Annotated in this window: 23 protein-coding genes; 5 read left to right on the top strand and 18 right to left on the bottom strand. The window is 49.2% G+C overall.

Annotation, left to right across the window (positions count from 1 at the left end; translation table 11 throughout):
* Positions 1–278: 278 nt before the first annotated feature.
* A complete protein-coding gene (locus tag ACLM45_RS02895; RefSeq protein ID WP_415410473.1) occupies positions 279–1,511 on the top strand; it encodes a hypothetical protein in 1,233 nt (410 codons plus the stop codon).
* Here ACLM45_RS02895 and psb29 read toward each other — a convergent pair.
* The gene (psb29, locus tag ACLM45_RS02890; protein WP_415410472.1) at positions 1,502–2,185 is read right to left on the bottom strand and encodes a photosystem II biogenesis protein Psp29; all 684 of its coding nucleotides are present in this window, start codon (positions 2,183–2,185) and stop codon (positions 1,502–1,504) included. The two genes, ACLM45_RS02895 and psb29, sit on opposite strands and share 10 nt — an antisense overlap.
* An 80-nt stretch (positions 2,186–2,265) precedes the next feature.
* Here psb29 and clpP point away from each other — a divergent pair, with 80 nt between their 5' ends.
* Positions 2,266–2,856 carry an ATP-dependent Clp endopeptidase proteolytic subunit ClpP gene (clpP, locus tag ACLM45_RS02885; RefSeq protein ID WP_415410471.1) on the top strand — a complete coding sequence of 197 codons (591 nt, stop codon included), beginning with the start codon at positions 2,266–2,268 and terminating at the stop codon, positions 2,854–2,856.
* 55 nt (positions 2,857–2,911) lie between these two features.
* Here clpP and ACLM45_RS02880 read toward each other — a convergent pair whose 3' ends face one another.
* The 4 genes from ACLM45_RS02880 to pyk form a co-directional block, all read right to left on the bottom strand.
* A complete protein-coding gene (locus tag ACLM45_RS02880) occupies positions 2,912–3,145 on the bottom strand; it encodes a hypothetical protein (protein ID WP_415410469.1) in 234 nt (77 codons plus the stop codon).
* A gap of 42 nt (positions 3,146–3,187) precedes the next feature.
* On the bottom strand, positions 3,188–5,101 hold the full coding sequence (ftsH, locus tag ACLM45_RS02875; protein ID WP_006041393.1) for an ATP-dependent zinc metalloprotease FtsH: 1,914 nt from the start codon (positions 5,099–5,101) through the stop codon (positions 3,188–3,190).
* Between the two features lie 63 nt (positions 5,102–5,164).
* Positions 5,165–6,394, bottom strand: coding sequence for an ABC transporter permease (locus ACLM45_RS02870; protein WP_006041392.1), 1,230 nt, complete (start codon positions 6,392–6,394; stop codon positions 5,165–5,167).
* Positions 6,395–6,408: 14 nt separating this feature from the next.
* Entirely contained in the window at positions 6,409–8,193 is a 1,785-nt protein-coding gene (gene pyk / locus ACLM45_RS02865) for a pyruvate kinase (protein ID WP_415410468.1), read from the bottom strand.
* 56 nt (positions 8,194–8,249) lie between these two features.
* On the opposite strand from pyk, the gene ACLM45_RS02860 reads away from it, so the two are divergent.
* Complete coding sequence (locus tag ACLM45_RS02860) at positions 8,250–8,579, top strand: nucleoside triphosphate pyrophosphohydrolase family protein (RefSeq protein ID WP_006041390.1); 330 nt, start codon at positions 8,250–8,252, stop codon at positions 8,577–8,579.
* Between the two features lie 5 nt (positions 8,580–8,584).
* Here ACLM45_RS02860 and ACLM45_RS02855 read toward each other — a convergent pair whose 3' ends face one another.
* From ACLM45_RS02855 to ilvA, 3 genes are read right to left on the bottom strand one after another with little or no spacing between them, the layout of a single operon-like run.
* Positions 8,585–8,887 (bottom strand): YggT family protein, encoded by a 303-nt coding sequence (locus tag ACLM45_RS02855; RefSeq protein ID WP_006041389.1) that lies wholly within the window; start codon positions 8,885–8,887, stop codon positions 8,585–8,587.
* 24 nt (positions 8,888–8,911) lie between these two features.
* A complete protein-coding gene (scpB, locus tag ACLM45_RS02850; RefSeq protein ID WP_415410466.1) occupies positions 8,912–9,457 on the bottom strand; it encodes an SMC-Scp complex subunit ScpB in 546 nt (181 codons plus the stop codon).
* 54 nt (positions 9,458–9,511) lie between these two features.
* Positions 9,512–11,044, bottom strand: coding sequence for a threonine ammonia-lyase, biosynthetic (gene ilvA / locus ACLM45_RS02845; RefSeq protein ID WP_006041387.1), 1,533 nt, complete (start codon positions 11,042–11,044; stop codon positions 9,512–9,514).
* Positions 11,045–11,121: 77 nt separating this feature from the next.
* On the opposite strand from ilvA, the gene dxs reads away from it, so the two are divergent.
* Positions 11,122–13,065 (top strand): 1-deoxy-D-xylulose-5-phosphate synthase, encoded by a 1,944-nt coding sequence (gene dxs, locus ACLM45_RS02840; protein WP_006041386.1) that lies wholly within the window; start codon positions 11,122–11,124, stop codon positions 13,063–13,065.
* Positions 13,066–13,106: 41 nt separating this feature from the next.
* On the opposite strand, the gene psaK is transcribed toward dxs, so the two are convergent.
* From psaK to ACLM45_RS02825, 3 genes are all read right to left on the bottom strand, one after another.
* Positions 13,107–13,364, bottom strand: a complete 258-nt coding sequence (gene psaK / locus ACLM45_RS02835; protein WP_006041385.1) for a photosystem I reaction center subunit PsaK — start codon at positions 13,362–13,364, stop codon at positions 13,107–13,109.
* 67 nt (positions 13,365–13,431) lie between these two features.
* Positions 13,432–13,722: a DUF3593 domain-containing protein gene (locus ACLM45_RS02830; protein WP_006041384.1), complete on the bottom strand. Its 291-nt coding sequence runs from the start codon at positions 13,720–13,722 to the stop codon at positions 13,432–13,434.
* Entirely contained in the window at positions 13,722–14,042 is a 321-nt protein-coding gene (locus tag ACLM45_RS02825; RefSeq protein WP_415410465.1) for a DUF2499 domain-containing protein, read from the bottom strand. Before ACLM45_RS02825 ends, ACLM45_RS02830 begins: the two co-directional genes overlap by 1 nt.
* 70 nt (positions 14,043–14,112) lie before the next feature.
* On the opposite strand from ACLM45_RS02825, the gene csaB reads away from it, so the two are divergent.
* Positions 14,113–15,192: a polysaccharide pyruvyl transferase CsaB gene (gene csaB / locus ACLM45_RS02820; protein WP_415410463.1), complete on the top strand. Its 1,080-nt coding sequence runs from the start codon at positions 14,113–14,115 to the stop codon at positions 15,190–15,192.
* A gap of 33 nt (positions 15,193–15,225) precedes the next feature.
* Here csaB and ACLM45_RS02815 read toward each other — a convergent pair whose 3' ends face one another.
* The 7 genes from ACLM45_RS02815 to ggpS all read right to left on the bottom strand — a co-directional run bounded on the left by ACLM45_RS02815 (position 15,226) and on the right by ggpS (position 23,163).
* Positions 15,226–16,245, bottom strand: coding sequence for a PstS family phosphate ABC transporter substrate-binding protein (locus tag ACLM45_RS02815; RefSeq protein WP_415410461.1), 1,020 nt, complete (start codon positions 16,243–16,245; stop codon positions 15,226–15,228).
* Between the two features lie 60 nt (positions 16,246–16,305).
* Positions 16,306–17,460, bottom strand: a complete 1,155-nt coding sequence (gene corA / locus ACLM45_RS02810) for a magnesium/cobalt transporter CorA (RefSeq protein WP_415410460.1) — start codon at positions 17,458–17,460, stop codon at positions 16,306–16,308.
* 268 nt (positions 17,461–17,728) lie between these two features.
* Complete coding sequence (locus ACLM45_RS02805; RefSeq protein ID WP_006041381.1) at positions 17,729–18,706, bottom strand: ABC transporter ATP-binding protein; 978 nt, start codon at positions 18,704–18,706, stop codon at positions 17,729–17,731.
* Positions 18,703–19,518 carry a carbohydrate ABC transporter permease gene (locus ACLM45_RS02800; protein ID WP_071933667.1) on the bottom strand — a complete coding sequence of 272 codons (816 nt, stop codon included), beginning with the start codon at positions 19,516–19,518 and terminating at the stop codon, positions 18,703–18,705. Before ACLM45_RS02800 ends, ACLM45_RS02805 begins: the two co-directional genes overlap by 4 nt.
* A complete protein-coding gene (locus ACLM45_RS02795; RefSeq protein ID WP_415411332.1) occupies positions 19,515–20,387 on the bottom strand; it encodes a carbohydrate ABC transporter permease in 873 nt (290 codons plus the stop codon). The genes ACLM45_RS02800 and ACLM45_RS02795 overlap by 4 nt, the downstream gene beginning before the upstream one ends.
* Entirely contained in the window at positions 20,387–21,664 is a 1,278-nt protein-coding gene (locus ACLM45_RS02790) for an ABC transporter substrate-binding protein (protein WP_415411331.1), read from the bottom strand. Before ACLM45_RS02790 ends, ACLM45_RS02795 begins: the two co-directional genes overlap by 1 nt.
* Positions 21,664–23,163 (bottom strand): glucosylglycerol-phosphate synthase, encoded by a 1,500-nt coding sequence (gene ggpS, locus ACLM45_RS02785; protein ID WP_415411330.1) that lies wholly within the window; start codon positions 23,161–23,163, stop codon positions 21,664–21,666. Before ggpS ends, ACLM45_RS02790 begins: the two co-directional genes overlap by 1 nt.
* Between the last annotated feature and the right edge of the window lie 10 nt (positions 23,164–23,173).

The following is a 23,173-nucleotide window of genomic DNA, read 5'->3' as shown; positions in this document are numbered from 1 at the left end:
TTTGGCTGTCACGGCCACGGCTTTGCTCGTATTTGTTTCTGTCGCTGTGATTTATCTGTCTACCATTGAGTGGAGAGACCGCCGTCGTCGGCGTTCACCACGTGGTCGCAGTTGAGTCCCCTTCATTAGGCCGTAGGTTTTTTGATTTTGCACTGAGGTCGTTACCCGTTACAGGACTTGGCATCCTGTTGCTCGTAATCGGATCAATTACTGGGCTTGTTTTCACTGAAAGTCGCAGACTGTCTGATCGCGGTGGAACGATTCGTTCTCTCGGCCGAGTGGCTGATGCATTCATCCTGATTCAGAGTTTCAAGGGTGATCCTCGTCGTCCTGTTCCTTCCCTCTGGAATGCACGCCTTGGAGTGAAACCGGCTGGAGACCTCTGGCAACGCCAAGGTGAAATGCTCTGGTGGCAGGCCTGGTCTCTCGATGGAGAAGCCTATTTAATTCTTCCTGCGACTCTGATTCCGCCACGATCGCAAGATTCTTTCAGCCAGCGCTACGGAAATCTTGTGGTGGTTGGAACGGATCAACTGCATCGCGAACAGCTCTCGCAACGCATCAATGCTGGAAATTCTCAATCTGGATCCTTCTCCGAGGCTGGGTTGTTTGCGTCATGCCTTGAATCGTTGGCAGAGCAAACCAGCGTCTACTGGACAGCAGATGCATTGGCATCTGTCAGCGGAACACTTGCTCCGTTACTTCAGAGAGGACGAGAAGGATGCATGGAACTGCGTCTGCAGGGACAAGTTCTGCAGTGGAATGGCGTGATTTCACAACGCCCTCTCCGGAACAATCCTGCGCAAGCAAAACTGGTTGTTTGGAACAATGCTGCAACTGAACCGGCTCCAGTCGATCAATTCACCTTGTTGCAGGTTGAAGGATCTGCATTGCAGTTGATTCTCGGCACCCTGCTGAGTCGGCAGATCATCCAGGTTCCTCTTGAGCAGAATTACGGCATCAACGAAGTGTTGCGAACGCAGATCAGTGCATCGCCTTTTTCTCTTCGACTCAGAGGCCGACCCAAAGGGTTTTACAGAGCCGGGCTTCAGTTGCAGATTCCTGTTCCAGGAGATCTAGGTACATGGAACAAAGTGCTCGACACCGTCAGTGAACGGCTTCGGAGTCGGGGATACGCTTCGCTCCCATCAGCAACAGGGATGTCTGATCAGGGGAAGCAACTCTGGATTAAAGGGGATGATCCAAAGAAAACGGTCGTCGGTGGCTGGCGTTGGCTCCGAATGAAAAAGAATCCGCTGCTCAGCATTGGATTCGGTATTGAACCGGAAGGGACTGCTTTCATTCGTGGTTTTGACCAACCCAAGGGATCTGGGTTGGTTGTTCAGGCTGACCCGTCCACCCTTGTATCGATGGATCTTCTGAGCGGACGTTGGCCTAAGCCGATGACCAAGGCTTCAACGATGACCTTTCAGGTCAGTCCCCTGGATGCCAAAGGGCTGACGAAGGGCCTATGGAGGATGCAAGGACAGCTCCTGCTGCCTCAATCCTGAGTCTGGTTGCTTTCAGAGGACTGTCGCTCACGTTTCCGCCGTTCTGAAGCCAGCGTTTCCTCCATCAGTTCGACCGCCTGGGCCATCTTTTCAAGGTTGTTTCTGTACAGGCTGAGATCCTTTTCCAGACGAGGTCTGGATAGTCCAATCTGTTCACCGATGTTGTGGGCTGTCTTGCAGAGGTCTTCTGGATCCTGTGACTCAACGCCCTGCGCTGAGGAAAGAAGAGAAAACAGACCGACGGCCATCAGTCTTGAGTAATGGAACTGCTCACCAGCGATGTCGGCAAGACCAGTGGCGAGAGGTTCTGGAGCTCCTTCTCCTTTCGACTGCAACCAAGCCTGTACCTCCTCCATGCTGTGGCCGGCTACAGCTTTTTCTGATCCCTCTGCAACGGAATTCAGCTCTTGGGCGTTGAAACCGTTGCAGCTGCACAGGGCATCAAACAGCTCGGTGAGGTGATCAGCAGGTCGATATCCCTTGGTAAAGGCAGTGAAGACCTGCCGGAGTCCGACAGCGAAGAGAGCATTCGACTTGAATTGCGTCTGGTGGCTGAGCAGATGCAGTTCCACAAGCAACTCATCGGCAGTGCGTCGATAGAGCGATGGAATCACGTAGGGAAAGGCTGCGTGAAACGCTCTCTTGCTGTCTGCGATCGTCCGAAGCCCTGTCAAGGTTTTCTGCAGTTGATTCAAGGCATGACCATAGCGCTGCCGATGCCGCCGTTAGGATTAAGTCAGTGTGCAAGAGCAGCATGATCCCCATCGTGATCGAGGAATCCGGGCGCGGGGAAAGAGCCTTCGACATCTATTCCCGTTTGTTGCGGGAGCGCATCATCTTCCTTGGAGAAGCTGTCACAAGTGAATCCGCCAACCGCATTGTTGCTCAACTGTTGTTTTTAGAAGCTGAGGATCCGGAGAAAGATATTTTCTTGTATATCAATTCACCAGGTGGATCCGTTTACGACGGACTGGGAATTTTTGACACGATGCAGCACATTAAGCCTGATGTTCAGACGGTCTGTGTCGGTCTCGCGGCGAGCATGGGTGCTTTTCTGCTTTGTGCAGGTGCTAAGGGGAAAAGGAGTAGCCTTCGTCATTCTCGGATCATGATTCACCAACCTCTGGGTGGTGCTCGCGGCCAAGCAAGTGACATCAGAATCCAAGCCGATGAAATTCTATTTTTGAAAAATCGTCTTAACCAAGAGCTGGCTGATCGCACATCCCAGCCTTTGGAGAAAATCCAGGAAGACACAGACCGTGATTTCTTTATGTCTCCACACGAAGCAGTTGACTATGGATTAATCGATAGTGTGATTGACAAAAGACCCGTTCACTCTGTTTAATCTACAAACCCATTCAGGCAATGAAAAGCTGTCTGAATGGGTGTCTTGTATTGTTTTAAATAGATAAGTCTTTTTTGCTAGAACGCAACTCATTCCATAGAATTTTGATTTCAGCGTAGGCTTCGCTTTGTTCGATTTTTCCATTGGCCTGCAAGCCAACGATTAAACCAACACGCTCAGCAAATTGCTCCAAATTCTGATGGAAAACTAAGCGCTCTGGTGACCAATCATTTCCTCGATAACTACTGAAGCTCTCAAGTGGAGAATGTGTTCCACCTCCGGATTCCATAGATCAACTTAAAAGACCATCATGGAATCCGGAGGTTAACTTTTAGCTAAGAACGGGAGAGAAACGATCTTTTTCGGGAATTTCAGTCACTTTGGCAACAAGTTCACGAAACTCATCTCCATCCAGCGTTTCTTTCTCAATAAGCAATTCGACCAGATCATCCATCACCTCCCTTTGAGCTCCCACCAGCTCAAGTGTTTCTTGATAGCACTGCATCACAATGCTGCGCACCTGATCATCGACTTGTTTTGAAATAGCTTCCGAAACATCACTCCGCGTCATCAGATCGCGGCCAAGGAAAACTTCCTGACTCCCACCTTCAAGAGACATGGGACCAAGGTTGCTCATGCCAAATCGAGTCACCATCTGGCGCGCCATCGACGCGACCTGCTGAATGTCACCACCCGCTCCAGTGGTGACTTCTGCACGACCGAAAACAACATCTTCGGCTGCTCGGCCACCAAGTGCACCCATGATCCGAGCTTTGAGCTGAGAGCGAGACACCAGCATCTGCTCCTCATCCGGAGAGAACCAGGTCAGACCTTGGGCTTGTCCCCTTGGAATCAAGGTGACTTTTTGAACAGGGTCGTGATCCTTCACCAGGGTGCCCACCAGCGCATGACCAACTTCGTGGTACGCAATCAATCGTTTGCTTCGACCATCGGTCAGAGGTTGACCTTCCATTCCGGCAATGATTCTGTCAACGGCGTCGTCGATCTCGGAAAGGCTGATGGTTTCCTTACGACGGCGGGCTGTCAGGATCGCTGCTTCGTTGAGAAGGTTGGCAAGATCTGCACCTGTAAATCCTGGTGTCCGTCTGGCAATGCTGTCGAGTGAAAGGTCTGGATCGAGTTTCTTGTTTCTGGAATGAACTTCCAGGATGGACAGTCGACCTTTGATATCAGGGGCGTCAACGGTCACTTGACGATCGAAACGACCGGGACGCATCAACGCTGAGTCAAGAACGTCGGGACGATTGGTCGCGGCAATGATGATGATTCCACTGTTGCCCTCGAAACCATCCATTTCTGTGAGCAGCTGGTTGAGGGTCTGTTCACGTTCATCATTCCCTCCACCAATACCCGCTCCTCTCTGCCGACCCACGGCATCGATTTCATCGATAAAGATCAGGCACGGGCTGTTCTCTTTAGCTCGCTTGAACAGGTCGCGAACGCGGCTGGCACCAACGCCCACGAACATCTCGACGAACTCCGAGCCGGAAAGAGAGAAAAACGGAACGCCAGCCTCTCCAGCAATGGCTTTGGCGAGCAGGGTCTTGCCGGTTCCTGGAGGGCCAACCAGCAGAACACCCTTTGGAATTTGAGCACCAACAGAGGTGAACTTCTCAGGCTGCTTCAGGAAGGTCACAACCTCCTCAAGATCCTGCTTCGCTTCATTCACACCGGCGACATCGTCAAACATCACGCCGGTTTCTGCTTCCATTGCGAAGCGGGCTTTGGTTTTTCCGAACTGCATGGCTTGACCAGGGCCGCCAGGCATGTTGTTGGAACGTCGAGCCAGGAAGATCAACGATCCGATCAAGAGCAGAGGAAACAGAAGATTCCCGAGAAGGCCTAGGGCCGGTGGAGCTGTCTTGGGTGGGTGAATGTCAAAGCTGATGCCTTCAGCTTTGAGTGTGTTGATGAGTTCAGGAGCAAGCCCAGGAAGATCAACTCTCAGGCGTTGAACTCGGTTATCGAGATCTGGGTCGACAGCTTCTACGACAGCATCACGACCGCCGTCGTAGATATCAACAGACGTGACACGACCCGCTGCGACGTAATCAAGGAAGCGTCCGTAGCTCATGCGAGCAACTGCGGTATTCCGCGGTGCAACGGTTGGACCCCCAGGCTTCAGGCTATTGAGACCACCGCTCCCGAGTACCTGCCAAGCCAGCACCAGTGCAATCGTGATTGGAAGACCCCAAAGAAGGATCTGGCGCCAGCGTTGGTTCATGGTTCTCGTACCAATTCGAAGATCGTAAGAGCTGTAGGTGTTGAACTGCAGACGCAGATCCCACTAAAGACTCCGCAACGCCGTGATCGGGTCAAGTCGAGCTGCTCGTCTGGCCGGTACAACTCCGAAAAATAGACCGATGGATCCCGATAACCCAACGGTGACAAAAACTGTGGATGCGCCGATGGCGGCCGGCAGGGGAGTGAATGCAGCGACCAATGCAATGGCTCCATAACCGGCTGCCGTGCCGATCACACCGCCGAGGCTTGCCAGAACGAGAGATTCGACAAGGAACTGACGCAGAACATCGGAACTTCTGGCTCCGAGCGCTTTTCTCAGACCGATCTCCTCAGTGCGTTCACTGACCGACACCAGCATGATGTTCATGATTCCGATTCCACCCACTAGAAGCGAGACACCACCGATCGCTCCCAGCATGAGGGTGAGGCCTCCGGTGATGGTTCCAACAATCGTCAGGGCGTCCTTCTGGGATCGCACCGCAAAGTCATCGCTGCGAAGAATCTTGTGCCTCTGCCGAAGAAGGTTGGAGATTTGGAACTTTGCAGCGCCAGTGCTCTGCTCTGAAATAGCTTCAGCACTGATGAAACTCAAACTGACGCCATAGGTGGGATCACGACCGGTCAGCCGGCTCACCATGGTGGAGAGGGGGATGTAAGCGTTTTCATCCTGATTGGAGCCGAAGACAGCACCCTTCGGTGCCATCACGCCGATCACCGTGAAACTCTGATCACGGATCCGCAGGGTTTGCCCAATGGAACCGCCATTGGGGAACAGTTTGTTGCGCAGATCAGGGCCAATGACCACGACGCTGCGTGCAGCTTGGACGTCCTGATCCGTGATGAAACGTCCTCTGGATACTTCAAAACTTCTCACAGGAAGAAATTCTGGCGTGACTCCGAAGATTGCGGCGGTGTTGCTTCTCGCTCCAGCTTGGACCACTTCGTTGGCATTGATCTGCGGTGCTACCCGCTTCACGCTTGGGACCTGCTCCGCAATTGCTTCAGCATCTTCCAGAACAAGCGTTTTCGGAAACGCCACACCTTGCCTGCGGGTGTCGTTGTTGCCGGGAACAACAAAAAGCACATTGGCACCAAGGGTGCTGAGCTGACTTTCAGCCAGATTTTGTGCGCCTCGTCCCACTCCAACGAGGGTGATCACGGATGCATTACCGATCACGATGCCAAGCATGGTCAGCAGGCTCCGAAGGCGATTGGCTCTCAGCGTGGTGAGAGCCATCCCGACTGTTTCGGCGATTGGCAGGTTGCTCGCCATTCTTCTGTTCGTGCTTAAAGCATGGTGTCGAGTTTCATCAGCATGTTGCTGCCAGTGCCGCGATGCACCGCACCTTCCTTGATATGGAGAGTCACTACCTCACCTTCACGCAGATCCCTGGTTGCATTGGCGACGCCAGTGATCACGGAGAGGCCGAGCCGACGGGCAATCACTGCAGCATGCGACTCTTCACCTCCACATTCAGTGATGATCGCAGCGGCCTCACGGAACGCATCGAGGTAATCAGCATTGGTGTCACTGGCGACAAGGATTTCTCCTGGCTCTAGCCGTGCGCAGTCGCTGGCGGTGCGTGCAATGCGGACCTTGCCACTGATCGAACCATTCCCAATCCCGGTTCCTCGTCCGAGCACGGCGCTCACGATCCCGACCTTGATCAGATCCGTGGAACCGCTCACACCTGCGAGGGTTCCAGCCGTCTGAACGCAGAGATCACCGTCTTTGAGCACCCCCATCTCCTGGGCGACAGCCATCGCCAAGGTGAATGTTGCCGTCGTGCTCTTCTGCGTTTCGATCAGCAAGGGGGTGACACCCCAGACCAGTTGCAGTTTGCGGGCGACAGCCACTTCCGAGGTGATGGCGAGAATCGGAGTGGATGGCCGAAATTTGCTTACGTTGTGAGCTGTGGCACCGCTTTTGGTGAGAGGGAGAATCGCTGCAGCATTCAGCTGTCGTGCAATGCTGCTCACGGCTCCGCTGATTGCGTTGGGGATCGTGCTGGGCAGATGTGTATCAATCGGTCGCTGCGGGTAGTCCCGTTCGATCCGACGTGCAATCGTCGCCATCGTTTCAACGGCTTCAACGGGAAAGTCCCCGACGGCGGTTTCATTCGAGAGCATCACCGCGTCGGTTCCATCCAGGATCGCGTTGGCCACATCACTCACCTCGGCTCGGGTGGGTCTTGGGCTTGATGCCATCGAGTCGAGCATCTGGGTTGCCGTGATGATTGGGATACCCAGGCTGTTGGCCTTGTGAATCAGATCCTTCTGAAGCAGAGGAACTTCTTCAGCAGGCATCTCAACCCCGAGATCTCCGCGAGCCACCATGACCCCATCGCACAGCGGCAAGATCGCATCTATCTGGTCGATCGCTTCGAATTTCTCGATCTTGGCCACCACCGGGGTGGTGAAGCCATGTTTACGAATCAGTTCTCGAATCTCCTGCATATCCGAAGGATTGCGCACGAAACTCAGGGCCACCCAGTCGACACCCTGCTGAAGACCGAATGCGAGATCCTGACGATCTTTGGGGGTCAGTGCACGCACTGAGAGCTGCACGTCTGGAAAATTCACTCCTTTGTTATTCGAGAGCACGCCACCAACGGTGACGACGCAATGGAGGGTCTGATCAGCGAGATCCACCCTGTCCACACGCATCTCGACGCGTCCGTCATCAAGAAGGATGCGGCTGCCTGCGGTGACCTCATCAGCAAGCTTGTCGTAAGTCACGGTGGCAACCGTCTGGTTGCAGCGCACCTTCTTGGAAGTGAGTGCGAAATGATCACCCTTCCCAAGGGTGATCGGTCCTTCCTCGAAACGCCCGAGCCTGATTTTCGGACCCTGAAGATCCTGGAGGATGCCGATATGAACACCAAGCTCATGGGCCACCTGACGGATCGTGGCCATCCGGGTGGCATGTTCGCTGTGATCTCCGTGGGAAAAATTCAAACGGAAGGTTGTGGCACCAGCCTGAATCAGCTCACGGATCCGCTCGGCGCTTTCGGTTGCTGGGCCGATCGTGGCAACGATCTTGGTTCTACGGTTCAGATCGATCACGGCCATTCTTGGCGCCACAAACCAGCGGAATCTACCGTCAAGCCCATTGACGCTCCATCAACGTGCATCTCAGTGACTATCAGCGGGAATCAAGGGCTACTGCCCGATACCCCGATCTTGGAAACAATCTGATTTATCCAACGCTGGGGCTCGCAGGGGAGGCCGGAGAGGTGGCTGACAAAGTCAAGAAACTGATCCGGGACCGTGACGGCCTTGTCGACCAGAACTTCAAGCAAGACCTCGCTCTAGAGCTGGGAGATGTGCTCTGGTACATCGCGCAGCTCTGTACGGAACTGGGGATGACCCTCGAAGACGTGGCGGAAAAGAACATCGAGAAACTAAACAGCCGTTCTCGACGGGGAACCTTGCACGGCGATGGAGACCATCGCTGAAAGACTCAGCCGATGCTGCCAAACCCGCCAGCAAACGAATAGCTGGCGGAAACGAGAAGTTGCTGCATCAGGCTGAGCGCGAAGAAGGCAAGAATGGCCGATAGGTCGAGTCCGCCCAGTGGAGGGATCAAGCCGCGAAAGGCATTGAGATAAGGATCGGTGATCGAGCTCACGGTGCTCAGAACAGGATTGCTCCAATCGATATTGGGAAACCAGCTGAGGAGCACGCGCACAATCAGCACCAGCGAGTAAATCTGCAGGGTCTGCGCCAACACTTGGAGCGTGGTGGACACCAACTCGATAGCCATGGGAGTGGAAGGACTCAACGAACTCTATGCAGCTTGAGGCGGTTCAGTGCCGCCGATTTCAGGAAGCACGGAAAAGGTTCGATGAAACTTCTCAGTCAGCGTGATCCAAAACGACCGACCATCACTCTGGCGCTTGCGCTCGATGAAATTCTGACTCACCAGTTCCTTGATGTGGTCATAGGCACCGGATCCGCGCAGATCCACCAGGTCCGACTGCAGGATGCGCTTTTTCAAGGCGATCGTGGCCAGTGTTCTCAGAGCAGCTGTTGAAAGGTCAACGGGAAGAAGGTCTCTTACCAGATCGCCCAAACCTGGTCTGAGTTGAAGGCCGTAGCGGCCGTTGGCGTGGTTGATCTCCAACGCTGTATCCCTTTGCGCGTAACCAGCAATCAAAACGAGCAACCCCTGCTCCGCTTCAGAAACAGATACACCGGAGAGGTCTGCCACTTCTTGGAGAGTGAGTGGACGCCCCTTTAAATAAAGGATGGCCTCCAAACGAGCCGGTAAAGAGAGAGCCTGTTCGATCGGATGCTCAAAACCCGAGACCAGAGGCAACTTGGCGTCACTCAAATCACCACCTTTCAACCTGATGATTCAAAGTAACGTGCGCATGCCTAAAGGCCATCAGGCACCCAGAAAGATGCGGTAGGCGGGATTGGACGTTTCTTCCCAGCTGGCGTAGCCGAGCTCTCTCAACACTGCTTGCCAGTCTTGAAGTTCATCGGGCTTCACCAGTACGCCCACCACAATGCGACCGACATCTGCTCCATGGTTCCGATAGTGGAAAATGCTGATGGACCAGTCCGCACGCAAGGCACTCACAAAGCGCATGAGCGCTCCGGGTCGCTCTGGGAACTCGAAGCGATAGAGGAGCTCCTTGGGTTGTGAAGACGTCGCATCAGTCCGGACTGGCAGACGCCCACCCACCATGTGTCGGAGGTGAACCTTCGCAAGTTCATCGTCACTGAGATCAAGACAGTCGTATCCGTGACTGCGTAGGGAGTTCAGAAGATCCGAACGATCCTGCAGATCGGCAACCTGCACACCCATGAAAATATGCGCACGTTCTCCAGCACCCATGCGGTAGCTGAACTCCGTCAAGCTTCGCTTCTGGAGAAGCTCACAAAGATTCTTCAGGCTTCCCGGCTGTTCCGGGATCTCCACGGCCAGCATGGCCTCACGCTCCTCACCCAATTCAGCTCGCTCCGCCACAAAGCGCAGCCGATCGAAATTCATGTTGGCGCCGCAGGCGACGGCCACCAGCTCTTGATCTTTCAGTCCGCGACGGGCGACATCCGCTTTTAAGCCTGCAACCGCAAGAGCCCCCGCCGGCTCGAGAATGGATCGGGTGTCTTCAAAGACATCCTTGATCGCAGCACAGATCTCGTCGGTACTGACCGTAACGATCGCATCCACATAACGCTGCACCAGGCGGAAGGTGTGTTCTCCGACCTCGCGCACGGCCACACCATCTGCGAACAATCCGACCTGTGGAAGTCGAATGCGTTCACCGGCCTCCAGTGAAAGGGTCATTGCAGCAGCGTCATGTGGTTCAACACCAATGATCTGAACATCGGGCCAGAGGGCCTTGACATAGGCCGCTATTCCACTGATCAAACCTCCCCCACCGATGGCGATGTAGATGGCATCTGGAGGGCGGGGGCTTTGGCGAAGGATTTCCATCCCAACTGTTCCTTGGCCGGCGATGACATCAGGGTCATCGAAAGGATGGATGAAGCAGAGATGCTCATTTTCGCTGCGCCGGCATGCCTCGGCATAGGCCTCGTCATAGGTCTCGCCATGGAGAACCACTTCGCCCCCCAGCTGCTTCACGGCCTCGACCTTCACACTCGGAGTGGTGACCGGCATCACAATCACCGCCCGACAGTGGAGATGGGAAGCACTGAGAGCGACACCCTGAGCGTGGTTTCCAGCACTGGAGGCGATGACCCCACGACTCAGCTCCTCTTCGGACAGCTGGGCCATCCGGTTGTAAGCCCCGCGAAGTTTGAACGAAAAAACCGGCTGAAGATCCTCCCGCTTAAGACGGATGGTGTTGGAGAGCCGGCGACTGAGATTGCTGGCAGCGTCGAGGGGGGTTTCACGGGCAACGTCGTAGACCCGCGCACGAAGAATCCTTTGGAGATAGTCGTCCATCTTCCCAGTGTGACAACTGAGCGGTTGTCGCGGCTGGTAAGGAGGGCCCGTAGATTGCCTGAATCAGAATCGGGCCCATGCACCTGAGCGACTTAGCCCATCCCAATGAGCTGCATGGACTCTCTGTTGCAGAGCTCCAAGACGTTGCCGAACAAATCAGACAACGCCATCTCGAGGTTGTGTCCAATAGCGGAGGGCATCTTGGCCCCGGCTTGGGCGTTGTTGAACTGACGCTTGCTCTTTATCAAACTCTTGATCTGGACAAAGATCGGGTGGTGTGGGATGTAGGCCATCAGGCTTACCCGCACAAGTTGATCACAGGGCGCTACGCCGAGTTCGACTCTCTCCGTCAGCAGGGGGGGGTGGCTGGATACCTCAAGCGCTGTGAAAGTGAGTTCGACCATTTCGGAGCTGGGCACGCCAGCACATCGATTTCTGCAGCTCTCGGGATGGCGATGGCCCGCGACAGGCAGGGTTTAGACCACAAGTGTGTCGCAGTGATCGGGGATGGCGCTTTGACCGGCGGAATGGCCCTCGAAGCCATCAACCATGCCGGGCATATGCCTCACAGCCCCTTCCTTGTGGTGCTCAATGACAACGACATGTCGATCTCTCCTCCGGTCGGAGCATTGTCAAGCCACCTGAATCGGATGCGACTGAGCCCGCCGATGCAGTTCCTATCCGGGAGTGTGGAAGAAAGCATGCGCCATCTTCCATTCATGGGCGGCGATTTACCTCCGGAGCTGAATCGGTTGAAAGAAAGCATGCGGCGACTGGCGGTGCCAAAGGTCGGCGCTGTTTTTGAAGAGCTGGGTTTCACCTACATGGGACCCATTGATGGCCATGACATGGCGGAAATGATCCGCACGTTCCAGGCAGCGCATCGCATCGGCGGCCCTGTTCTCGTGCATGTGATCACCACAAAAGGCAAGGGTTATCCCTATGCGGAAGCTGATCAGGTCGGCTATCACGCTCAGTCGGCATTTGACCTTGGAACCGGTAAGGCACGTCCAAGCAAAACCCCAAAACCTCCTAGTTACAGCAAGGTGTTTGGGCAGACACTTGTGAAAATCTGCGAACAGAATTCCAAGGTGGTTGGCATTACTGCAGCGATGGCAACTGGAACTGGACTGGATTTGCTTCAAAAAGCTGTGCCAGATCAATATGTTGATGTTGGTATCGCAGAACAGCATGCTGTGACGCTTGCTGCAGGTATGGCTTGTGATGGACTTCGACCGGTCGTCGCGATTTACAGCACGTTTCTGCAGAGAGCCTTCGATCAAATGATCCACGATGTGGGGATTCAGAATCTTCCTGTCACGTTTGTGCTCGATCGCGCCGGCATCGTTGGTGCCGATGGCCCGACGCATCAGGGTCAGTACGACATCAGTTACCTGCGGGCCATTCCTAACTTCACAGTGATGGCTCCCAAAGATGAAGCCGAATTGCAACGAATGCTGGTGAGCAGCCTCCAGCATCCAGGGCCCTGTGCCATTCGGATCCCTCGTGGACCGGGTGAAGGAGTACCGCTGATGGAAGAGGGCTGGGAACCACTGCCGATTGGTCGAGGCGAACTGCTTCGCGAAGGTAACGATCTTCTGATCGTGGCGTACGGAGCCATGAACTCAAAAGCGATGGCGACCGCCGAACTGCTGGCTGTTCAAGGGGTGGAGAGCACGGTTGTGAATGCGCGGTTCCTCAGGCCTCTGGATGATGAGCTGCTGCATCCACTGGCACAACGAATCGGCAAGGTTGTCACCATTGAAGAGGGGACGTTGTCAGGGGGATTCGGATCTGCGGTCACGGAGTCACTCAGTGACGCAGACATCAAGCCCTCAATCCTGCGGTTGGGAATCCCGGATGTTCTTGTTGATCATGCAACCCCTCAGCAGAGTTTCGAAAAGCTGGGTCTGACACCCGCACAGATGGCAGAAACGATCTTGACGTTTGTTCAGCGTCCAAAAGGAGCATCAGTCACTCCTTTCATCCAGAACCCGAGTGTGACCGTCGTTGAGAGCTAAAGACTCAGGAGGGACAGTGCCCTCCTGAGTTCATCAATTGATCAGAAAACGCCGCGGGTTGAAAGGCCGAGGATGGCACCCATTCCAAGCAGATGGCCGAAGCTGGTGCAGCCCAGCATGGCACCATGGCTCATCCCACCGAAGAAGGATGCACTGGGCATTTTCGCGCCTTCGTTGGGATACTTGATCGTGGCCTTGCCGATAGCGATCGCAATCACATTGCAGATGATCATCACCAGAGCAACCTTGGGTGTCCAGGTCACGGATGCAGGGGTGATGGCCAGGAGGGACAGGAACATTCTGTAAACAGGCGACGCTTTATCTTCAACGTTTACACAGCCTAAGCCCACCTCTCGTAAGAGATATTCATCGCTTTGGCAGATCAACTCTGAGAAGACCAGCCACGATCAGAGCGTTGCTGAAAGTGAGGAAGGCTTCAGCACCGCCATGAAGGGGATCGATGGCAACGAGTTCGGCCTGAAAGCGAACCTGAGCCACAATCGCAGCAACGATGGTGACGCCAACGAATAGAAGTGTGAGTTGAAAGCCAACGCGCACAAGCCGGTTGAACCAGCCGTTGCTTCCAAGTTTGTTCAGGAAGAAGAGATACGGAAAAAGTGAAAGCGCAAAAATGGGTGCCGGATCAAAGTTGCCCATCACTGCTCCTCCAACACTGGAGATGCGGGACGCGATGCTGCATGACTGTTCGCTGCTGCCAAGGCGAGACAACAATTGCCGATCAGGGTGGTGAATGCCTGAAGCGTGACCAACCACCGCAATGATTCAGAATTGTCGTAGAGGTGCCAGGTGCATGCCGCCATCGCACTGATCAGTGCTGGAATCATGGCTAGGCCGAACAGGCTTGCACCGGCAAACCTGGGTCCAGGGAAACGGCGTTGGATCAGAACGATGGCAGCAAGCCACTCAACAACAGATGCCCAGTGAATCCACCAGGTTCCAAGGGACAGTTCGTGCATGACAAGTGATCGAATCTCTACACCGTAATGGCACTGCCATTCGATAATGGATTGCAGCGAAAGGAATTCTGTGGCGCACTTAAGCAATGGCAGCCGACGCAGGATCCTGATTTGTGGATACTACGGAGAACATAATCTTGGCGACGATGCGCTACTCGCCGTTCTCTTGAGTCAAATCCAGGGGCAATGGATCCCAGTGATCACGGCAAATGATCAAAAGGCAGTGGAAGCCATGGCACCAGGCAGTGAAACTGTCAACAGGCGATCTTTGAAATCTGTGCTGACTGCATTGAGGAACGTTGATGCTCTGGTTCTGGGTGGTGGAAGCTTGCTTCAGGACGCAACAAGTACCCGAAGTTTGATGTATTACATCATCCTTATCTGGTGCGCGAAGAGTCTTCAGAAGCCTGTTTTTCTATGGGGTCAAGGCTTAGGACCGTTGAAGCGAAGGATCAGTCGGTTGCTGGTTCGAACAACGTTGAAAACGCTTAGCTCTGTTACGTGGAGAGATCCAGGCGCAATGAAGCAAGCGATTGAATGGAAGTTGAAAGTTCCAATGAAGATGGGGCCAGATCCTGTTTGGACTCACCCAGCACCGACCTGGAGATCCGGCAAGTCGCTGGTCGTATGTTGGAGACCTACTCCGCTTCTTAATCACAAGGGTTGGCTGAAGCTGGTGAATGCTCTCTCACGATTGAGTGAGATGCATGATTGTCATGTCATTTGGCTAGCCTTCCATGCACATCAAGATTCCGATTTATTCCATCATCTTTCTCAAGAAAATATTGTTCCTTCAAATCTGGAGAAGCGATCGTCAACAGTTACTGCAGAGTCAATAAGACAAGTTCAAAAACTTTTCAGTCAATCCAAAATGGTTATTGCGATGCGACTGCATGCTCTGATTTTGGCAGCAGTCGGAGGTGTACCAACAAGTGCACTGAGTTACGATCCAAAAGTGAAGGCAGCGGCAGAACTTTCAAGCATTTTGTGTACTGAGCTCAGCAATACAATATCAGAAGAAGAATTAATTGATCAATGGTCTATAGCGATGCAAAAACCACTCGACAGTAGCAACATCAACACATTAACGAATGAAGCCAAAGTCCATTCGTTAATGTTAAATGAAAAGCTACAGGAGCTGACAATTTAATGCACCATCTTCTCTAGGTCAACACAGAATCTGTCAACGGAACTGCGGCTTCTTATGAACGTCAAAACTTGTTTGAAGTATCTGGCCAATAGTTAATCCGACAGGAATATTACCACCAAAGGAAGAACCAAGGATATGTCGATACAGCTTTGAATCAACAAGGCGATAAGTTGCGCTTTGAAGAGGAATGTAATTTGTTTGTTTCACAAGTTGTTCAACATTACGCAGGTAAAAGGTAATAAAATTTCGCAAAGGGGTGTTATTGCGCAATGAACGATCGTTGACATAGAGGAAAAGAGGACGCGAAAGCGGTTGATAGAACTCTTTTTGCACCGCTGCAACAGAGGGAAGAACTGAAATCCCCTTGCCATTTACAATCCGAATGGCTTTTAATTTAGATTGATTATTGAGAAAATAGGAAAAACCAAAATAGCCAAGTGCATTGGTGTTATTTGCTACACAACTGACAATTACATTGTCATCTTCGCTTGCCTTGTAATCAGTTCTAGAATTAGTAGCAGAGCGATTTATGGCTTTATTAAAGATATCAAATGTACCTGAGTCTTTTCCTGGTCCGCATAATTTGATTGGTTGATCAGGAAAATCAAGATTGACTTGATTCCAGCTTGATACCTTGCCTTGTGAAGCTTTGGACCACAAGCGTGAGAGTTCGGAAGGTGTTAGCGAATTCAGCCAACCATTCGATTGATTGGCGACGACAGTTATAGCGTCAAAAGCAATGGGTAATTCGATAAAGTTAACACCATTTTGTTGGCAAGCTTTGATCTCCTTTGAACTGATAGGCCTAGAGGCGTTAGCAAGAGGAATTTTATTACTACAAAAATCTCTAAAACCTGCTGAAGATCCGGTTGCACGAAGATTAAATGAAATCTTATTTCCTTGGCTTGTATCTCTAAACTTTTTAATAGCAAGTGATGTAACTGGATAGACAGTACTAGAGCCTGCAATAGCAATTCCAGCAGCAGAAGCTGTTGGCAAGAGAGAAGAAACTACTGCGATGGAAGCGAGGACCAAAGAGCGACTTAATCCCATTGTGTAAAAGTCGATACTTATATTGTGGATAAGCCAAAGAAGCTTTGGGTTAACAATGCATTAGGAACCAAATTTTCGACTGCGACCGGATAGGTCCTGAAACCATCCGCGCTTCCACAAAAAATAAGCCTGAAAAAGTGCAATTAACGACATTAAAACTAATGAATAAAGATAGCCATATTTCCATTTTAATTCAGGCATATTCTCGAAATTCATTCCATATATACCAGCGATAAAGGTTAAAGGAGCAAAAATTGTACTAACAATAGTCAGCGTTTTAATAATTTGGTTCATTACATTACCAGTGCTTGCCATGTAAGCCTCAGTAATACTATTCAACTGCAATCGAATACTATCTCCAATTTCAAGAAGTGTATTGACATGATCGGCCATATCATGAAGACCGTCGCGTGCTACTGGTCCTAACAAACGTTGGCTTTGTCTAAGAAAAATAATCAATTCATTACGTAATGGCCACAGCTGTCGACGTGTAACCCTGTGATTAAACCTGACCTGATAAGCCTTATTGAGAATTGATGGTTTAGGTTTTAACAGTGCACGTTCTTCAAGATCATCAAGAAAAACACTCATCGATTCAAGCATAGGCAGATAACTATCAAGAATGTCATCAATAACAAAGTGGAAAAGGTTATCTAAGTCAATTTCTTTAAGATGATTTGTCTTTACATTGAGCCATGCTTCAAGATCATTAAAGCTTCGTTGCGGATTTTCTTGAATGGTAATCAACATTCGATTTGTCAAAACCAAATTGTATTGGGTGCTAATTAAATGCGTAGGGTCTGAAGCTAGCGAGAATTCATGCAGAACAGCTAGAACACAATTGTTCGTAGAGGTGACCCTCGACTTCTGCGGAAATGTAACCAATATATCAACAACACTTTGATCCAATGATAAAAGTGATAAGCATCTTCTAAGGCATTCTAAATTTCCAAGTCCACGAAATTGCAGCCACATTAATGATTGAGAGGGAAGAAATTCCTGTAAGTCTTCACTAGTACGAACATTAAAGGTTGACACTTGCTCATCATTAAATTGCAGTATTTTGCACGAAAATGGTGCCTTTCCACCATGTAGAAATAAATGTGCAGGTAAGTTACCCGGACGCTCTAGCAAAGGCAATGGTTCAGGAATACTATCAGGGGACAATCGATCGCCAGGCTTAAATAACGATTGATCAGATGTTGGTTCGGACATGTTGCGACTCTAACAACCACATTATGAAGGTGCATTGAAAGATTCATTTGTATCGCGGATTCGTTTAACAATAAATTGAAGCTGTCGTTAAAAAATATTCGTCACTCAATGCATATGTGTTTAATACTCAACCCAATAAAGCATGAGCTAAATCCACCAATATAGGAGAAAGACACACCTTAGACTTTTCAATTATAATAATGCAGTACGCAGACTTAACACAGCAAATAAATAGATAAGTCGTTAATTTAGCTTAAGCTACTTGCAGTCAATGAAAACTTTTACGCTGTCCAGTTTTAGCATCAAAGTGAAAAACTTTAGACTTATCCCATTGTACGAATATCCGCTCGGGACAGACGAATGATGGATCAATTGTCATTCTTAATTCACCTTCATCAGAATCTAGATAGAGAAGTTGCGTATTACCTAACCACTCACGGGCGAGTAGACGGCATGGTAGTCCAGAATCACTGATGGTTAAATTTTCGGGCCTAACAGCATCAATAGTATTATTACGTACTTTGAGGCAATTAATTTGTGGGCGACCTAAAAACTGTGCTACAAAAAGTGATTGTGGGTTATGGTACACATTAAATGGAGTGTCTAGTTGTTCAATCTGTCCATTGTTTAAGATGGCAATTTTAGTGGCCATAGCTAGGGCTTCATTTTGGTCATGAGTAACATAAAGCGTAGGTTTTTCCTGACTCAATATGAGGCTCCTTAGTTCAGGTCGGATTTTTTCTCTCAGTTGAGCATCAAGATTACTCATCGGCTCATCAAGTAAATAAACCTTTGGATCACGCAGCAAAGCACGAGCTAATGCCACTCTCTGTCTTTGTCCACCTGACAATGCAGACGGTAAATGGTTAGGACGATCACTTAATTGAACTATATCAAGAATATTTTGGATTCTTCTTGCTCTCTGCTCTGCTCGCATACCTCGAACTCGCAAACCTAACTCCAGATTCTCATAGACGGTTAAATGAGGGAGTAGTGCATAGCTTTGGAAAACCATACCAATAGCACGCTCTGATGGTTGAAGATTAGTGATATCACGGTCGTCAATTTTGATTGATCCATGATCACATCGATCTAATCCAGCAATTAAGCGAAGAGTAGAACTCTTTCCACATCCACTCGGACCAACGACTACAAGACACTCGTTTTGCCTTACAGAAAAATTGAGATCCTTGACGATCCAGTTATTTCCAACTTTTCGACCGACAGATTTGAGAACAAGTGTCATCCTTTGATGGCTCCACTGGTTAGTCCAGATACGATTGGCTTCTGAAATACTATCACTAGTAAGATAAGAGGTATGGCACCAAGTACAGTTGCAGCTGCATAAGCACCGTAGGGAACAGAATGAATAGAAGAACCAGCGATTCTAGCCATAGCAACGGGAAGCGTTAGCTTAGAATTATCACTAATCCAAGTTAGTGCAATTGGATATTCATTCCAAGAGAAAAGAAAGATCAGGATTGCAGTACTCGCAATTGCTGGGGACAGTAATGGGATGTAGATCCATCTAAAACGTTTTATTAGCGATAGGCCTTCGACCCTTGCAGCATCATCCAGTTCTGAAGGAAGGGAAACAAAAGCGCTTGATAGCAGAAGTACAGCAAGTGGCTGTGATAACGCTGTGTAGGGCAGTGCAAGTGCAATGAGATTATTGCCAAGAGAGAATGTTCTCGCCAATTCTAGTAAAGAAAGAAATAAGAGAACATATGGAAAAAGTGCACAAGCAACGAGAATAACTCTCACATAATTTGATGTCTTTCTTGAGAGCTTGCTAATCGAATAAGCAGCAGGAAGAGCCACAAACAATGTTAATAATGTTGATATTATCCCAACAAAGAAACTGTTCGCTAAGTACATGAAAAAAGGTGGATCAGATGAAATGACATTTCGATAATGGTCCAATGTCCATCTTTCTGATAACTCAGCGAAGGGTGTCACAAGAGCCTGATCAGTAGAGAATGAGGTATAAAGTTGCCAAAGCAATGGCATGATTGACCAAACAAGAAGAAGGACGATCAAGGAGGATTTGAATTTCATTTTGTTATGATAATTGAACGCTTTCTATTAAATAAGTGCACAAAAAACCAACAAGATGCAACGAGGATGCTTAACAAAATAAAGCTACCGATTATAATCGTTGCTCCGTATCCGAAATCTAAAAATCGCAAAGCATTTAAGTATGCATACAGAGCAATACTTTCAGTGCTGCTAGCAGGACCACCTCCAGTCATGACCTGTATAAGATCAAAAACACCAAACGCTTGAGCTAACCGAAACATAGCAGCAAGTCCAATGTAAGGCACAAGAAGGGGAAGGGTAATTCTTCTGAAACAGGAACTAGCGGATGCCCCTTCAAGTCTGCAGGCTTCATATAGGTCTGCAGGAATGCTTTGTAGGCCAGCAAGGAGTATTAAGGCAACAAAGGGTGTCGTTTTCCAGACATCTGAATAAACAGTAGCAATCCAAGCAGTGGATGGATTGCCAAGAATATTGAGGGATTGAGCACCCAGAGCAGTGGTGAACTGATCAATAGGACCGAAGGGGCTGTTAAAGATCCAACGCCATCCAAGGGCCATAACTGTTGTAGGCAAAGCCCAGGGTATTAATGATGACGAACGTATCCACCCTCGAAACTTCATTGGGCGGTGAAGGATCAAAGCAATGATCAATCCAAGTAATAATTCTATTCCAACTGAAGCAACCGAAAAACGTATTGTTTGGAGAAAATCTTGCCAATAACGATAATCATGGATAAAACGATTCCAGTTTGCCCATCCGTTAAAGATCGACCTGAAAGATGTTAAAACAGAATTTGCGTGAAGACTTAACCATAAATAGCTTAGTAAAGGAAAACCAAATACGATTCCTAAAAAAATAATTGATGGAAGTAATAAGGCGATCAAGATCATGATGGAGTCCCACCAGCAGCGACTAGAATTTGTTCAGATGATCTATCTGCTCTATTCATTGACAACTCAGGCTTTTCTTCCCCAGTTAATGAGGCACTAAGGGATCGCTGAAGAACGTCACTGATTTGTGCATAGATTGGAGTTTCAGGCCTTAGCACCGCATTATTTAATGCTCTGGATAGCAACGCCAAGTGTGGATAGTCCTGAATTAGTTCTAGATCTTCGTAAAGCGCTTTCACCGTCGGTGTATAACCGTGTTCGATGAACATAACTCTCTGTGCTTCGGCTGAGGTTAAATATTTGATGGCTTTAATGACTGCATCTTTATGGTTTGAACCACGAAGCAGAGTAAATCCCCAACTTCCTAGCGTTGAGGCTGGTTCCACACCAGGCAATGAAACCATTGTTGAGATTCCAATTTTCCCTCTGACCGGACTGTCTTGTTTTTGAAGTTCTGCCCATGCATACGGCCAATTCCTCATAAAAGCACTCTCACCAGATTGAAAATTTCGTAGAGCCTCTGGCTCAGCAAATGTAGTGACAGCTCTAGGACTAATACCAGTTTCAATTAGATCCGTTAACCATTGAGCTGCTTCGACACCGGGCACCTCATTCAATCCTAATGATTGGTTATTGACATCGAACCAATCTCCTCCGAATCCATCAATCATTTCCAAATAAACGCAACTCAAACCCTCATATTGTCGACCTTGCCAAACGTATCCCCAGGGAACTTTTCCTTGCGTTTGCAACTGATTGCTAATCGATACTAACTCTGAAGGAGTTTTGGGTGGAGTTTTCATCAAATCAGTACGCCAAAAAAGGAGCCCCATATCAGCTACTAATGGCCATCGATAAAGAGTTCCCTCAAAATCATTTCCTTTTTCTGCACCACTAGCAAGGTCTGCAATATCAGTCTCATCGAAATATGGATCTAGACCTTCTAGCCAGCCCGCGCGAGCGTATTTGGGTAGCCAAGTGATGTCCATCAATAGTCCATCAAATGGTGTATCTCCTAAGAGCAAGCTACTAATAGCAAGATCTGACATAGATTCTGTTTGTCTTGGACCACGTATGACATTCAAATGAATTTGATTTTTATAGAGAGTGTTGAAATTCTCAACAAGTTTGACTGTTGAATCAGCGAAAGGAGCGGGCATCAAAATTGAAATTGTTTCAACTTGGCTTGCAACTAAAGCTGGAGTCGTGCTTATTAAGGCAACCAGGCAAATCAATCCAATAAGAAGTGATGAAAATTTTCTACGAGAGAACATCATGTGTTTTTATATTCTACTTCGAGTGATTGCATTTGTTCATTAGCCCAATCTGAAACTGTAAAATCTTCCACAGCTGAAACCATTTTGCTGATTCTTATTTTTTGCTCATCCTCAGGCATTTCAAGAGCTGATTCAATCGCCTGATCCATTTGTTTGTGAGAGTAGGGATTGGTTAGTACTGCTCCATCAAGCACCACAGACGCTCCTGTAAATTCTGACAGTACCAAGACACCATCTCTTCCTTTTCGTGCGGCTACATATTCCTTAGCGACAAGGTTGAGACCATCGCGTAATGGTGTAATCCAACAGATATCAGACATCGAAAACCAAGCAACCATTTCTTCATAGGGAATGCGATTTGTTGAGAATCGGATTGGAACCCAATCAATTAAACTAAAGCGACCATTGATTCGCCCAGCTGTTTCTTCAATAAGGCGCTGGGTATCCTCGTAGATTTTCATACCTGAAGCGGCCGCTACACACGCCAACATCAAAACAACTTTGCCTCGTAGATCCTTACGTCGTTCAAGCAATCGCTCAAAAGCTAGTAGTAGCTCTTCATTTCCCTTTGTATAGTCAACACGACTTGCCGAAAGAATTAGTTTTCGCCCCTTTTTGGTATCTTCGTCAATCTGCTTTGTTAAAGTTGCAACGTCGTCTCTCACGACCAAGGATTGAATGACATCCGGTGATGTTCCTACTGGTGAAGAGACCAATTTGACTTTTCGACCATTGTATTCAAGCCAAGGTGTTTCAGAAGGTTCTGTTAAAGCTGATCCAAATTTAAGAAATTTTGGTGAAACATCAATCTTTGGCCCTTTTTTTACTCCAAGTAGACAACTTGCAGCTCGGGCAAAGTTTTCAGTGTAACGTGGTATGTGAAAACCAACGACATCGCAAGACAACAAACTTTCAACAATTTGTTTCCTCCATGGGAGAATTGCAAATACATCGTTTCCAGGGAAAGGTGTATGGTGAAAGAATGCTATTTTTAAATCAGGTCGTTTTTTACGAATGAACCCCGAAACAAGCCATAAATTATAATCGTGAATCCATATTGTTGCACCCTGGGCTGCTTCTGAGCAGGCAGCATCGGCAAACCGTTGATTGACTTCTTCAAAGATTGACCAATTAGTATTATTGACGTCAAAGTAAGTTGGAAAGGTATGAAGAATTGGCCACACAGACTCCTTGGACGTTACATGATAAAAGCTTGAGATTTGGTTTTGTTCCAGTGGAATGCGTCTGAGTGTAAAGTTGGATGGATAATTCATGAGAATCCTCTCATCCTCCTGGCTATTGATATCCTCAACTTGCCGCCAAGCTATCCACGTACCATTGTCTCGACTACGAAATAGATTCCTTAATGTAGGAATGATTCCATTAGGGCTTTTTTGATCTTTCCAAAGTCGATTCCCCTGATCATCGACGGATTCATCAAATGGGGTGCGATGATAAAGAATAATAAAGTCACTTTTCCCTTCACTTATAGTCATGTTCAGCAAG

It is taken from the genome of Synechococcus sp. A10-1-5-9 (genome assembly GCF_047716785.1).
Classification (GTDB): Bacteria; Cyanobacteriota; Cyanobacteriia; order PCC-6307; family Cyanobiaceae; genus Synechococcus_C.
Note: the sequence above shows the minus strand (reverse complement) of the source record. Positions and strands in the feature narration are given on the sequence as shown.

Bases quoted from the DNA above. Each gene is read 5' to 3' on its own strand.
- clpP (WP_415410471.1), top strand. From the start codon at position 2,266: ATGATCCCCATCGTGATCGAGGAATCCGGGCGCGGGGAAAGAGCCTTC.
- ACLM45_RS02880 (WP_415410469.1), bottom strand. From the start codon at position 3,145: ATGGAATCCGGAGGTGGAACACATTCTCCACTTGAGAGCTTCAGTAGT.
- ftsH (WP_006041393.1), bottom strand. From the start codon at position 5,101: ATGAACCAACGCTGGCGCCAGATCCTTCTTTGGGGTCTTCCAATCACG.
- ACLM45_RS02870 (WP_006041392.1), bottom strand. From the start codon at position 6,394: ATGGCGAGCAACCTGCCAATCGCCGAAACAGTCGGGATGGCTCTCACC.
- pyk (WP_415410468.1), bottom strand. From the start codon at position 8,193: ATGGCCGTGATCGATCTGAACCGTAGAACCAAGATCGTTGCCACGATC.
- ACLM45_RS02855 (WP_006041389.1), bottom strand. From the start codon at position 8,887: ATGGCTATCGAGTTGGTGTCCACCACGCTCCAAGTGTTGGCGCAGACC.
- ilvA (WP_006041387.1), bottom strand. From the start codon at position 11,044: ATGGACGACTATCTCCAAAGGATTCTTCGTGCGCGGGTCTACGACGTT.
- dxs (WP_006041386.1), top strand. From the start codon at position 11,122: ATGCACCTGAGCGACTTAGCCCATCCCAATGAGCTGCATGGACTCTCT.
- psaK (WP_006041385.1), bottom strand. From the start codon at position 13,364: ATGTTCCTGTCCCTCCTGGCCATCACCCCTGCATCCGTGACCTGGACA.
- ACLM45_RS02830 (WP_006041384.1), bottom strand. From the start codon at position 13,722: ATGGGCAACTTTGATCCGGCACCCATTTTTGCGCTTTCACTTTTTCCG.
- ACLM45_RS02825 (WP_415410465.1), bottom strand. From the start codon at position 14,042: ATGCACGAACTGTCCCTTGGAACCTGGTGGATTCACTGGGCATCTGTT.
- ACLM45_RS02815 (WP_415410461.1), bottom strand. From the start codon at position 16,245: ATGGGATTAAGTCGCTCTTTGGTCCTCGCTTCCATCGCAGTAGTTTCT.
- corA (WP_415410460.1), bottom strand. From the start codon at position 17,460: ATGTCCGAACCAACATCTGATCAATCGTTATTTAAGCCTGGCGATCGA.
- ACLM45_RS02805 (WP_006041381.1), bottom strand. From the start codon at position 18,706: ATGACACTTGTTCTCAAATCTGTCGGTCGAAAAGTTGGAAATAACTGG.
- ACLM45_RS02800 (WP_071933667.1), bottom strand. From the start codon at position 19,518: ATGAAATTCAAATCCTCCTTGATCGTCCTTCTTCTTGTTTGGTCAATC.
- ACLM45_RS02790 (WP_415411331.1), bottom strand. From the start codon at position 21,664: ATGTTCTCTCGTAGAAAATTTTCATCACTTCTTATTGGATTGATTTGC.
- ggpS (WP_415411330.1), bottom strand. From the start codon at position 23,163: ATGACTATAAGTGAAGGGAAAAGTGACTTTATTATTCTTTATCATCGC.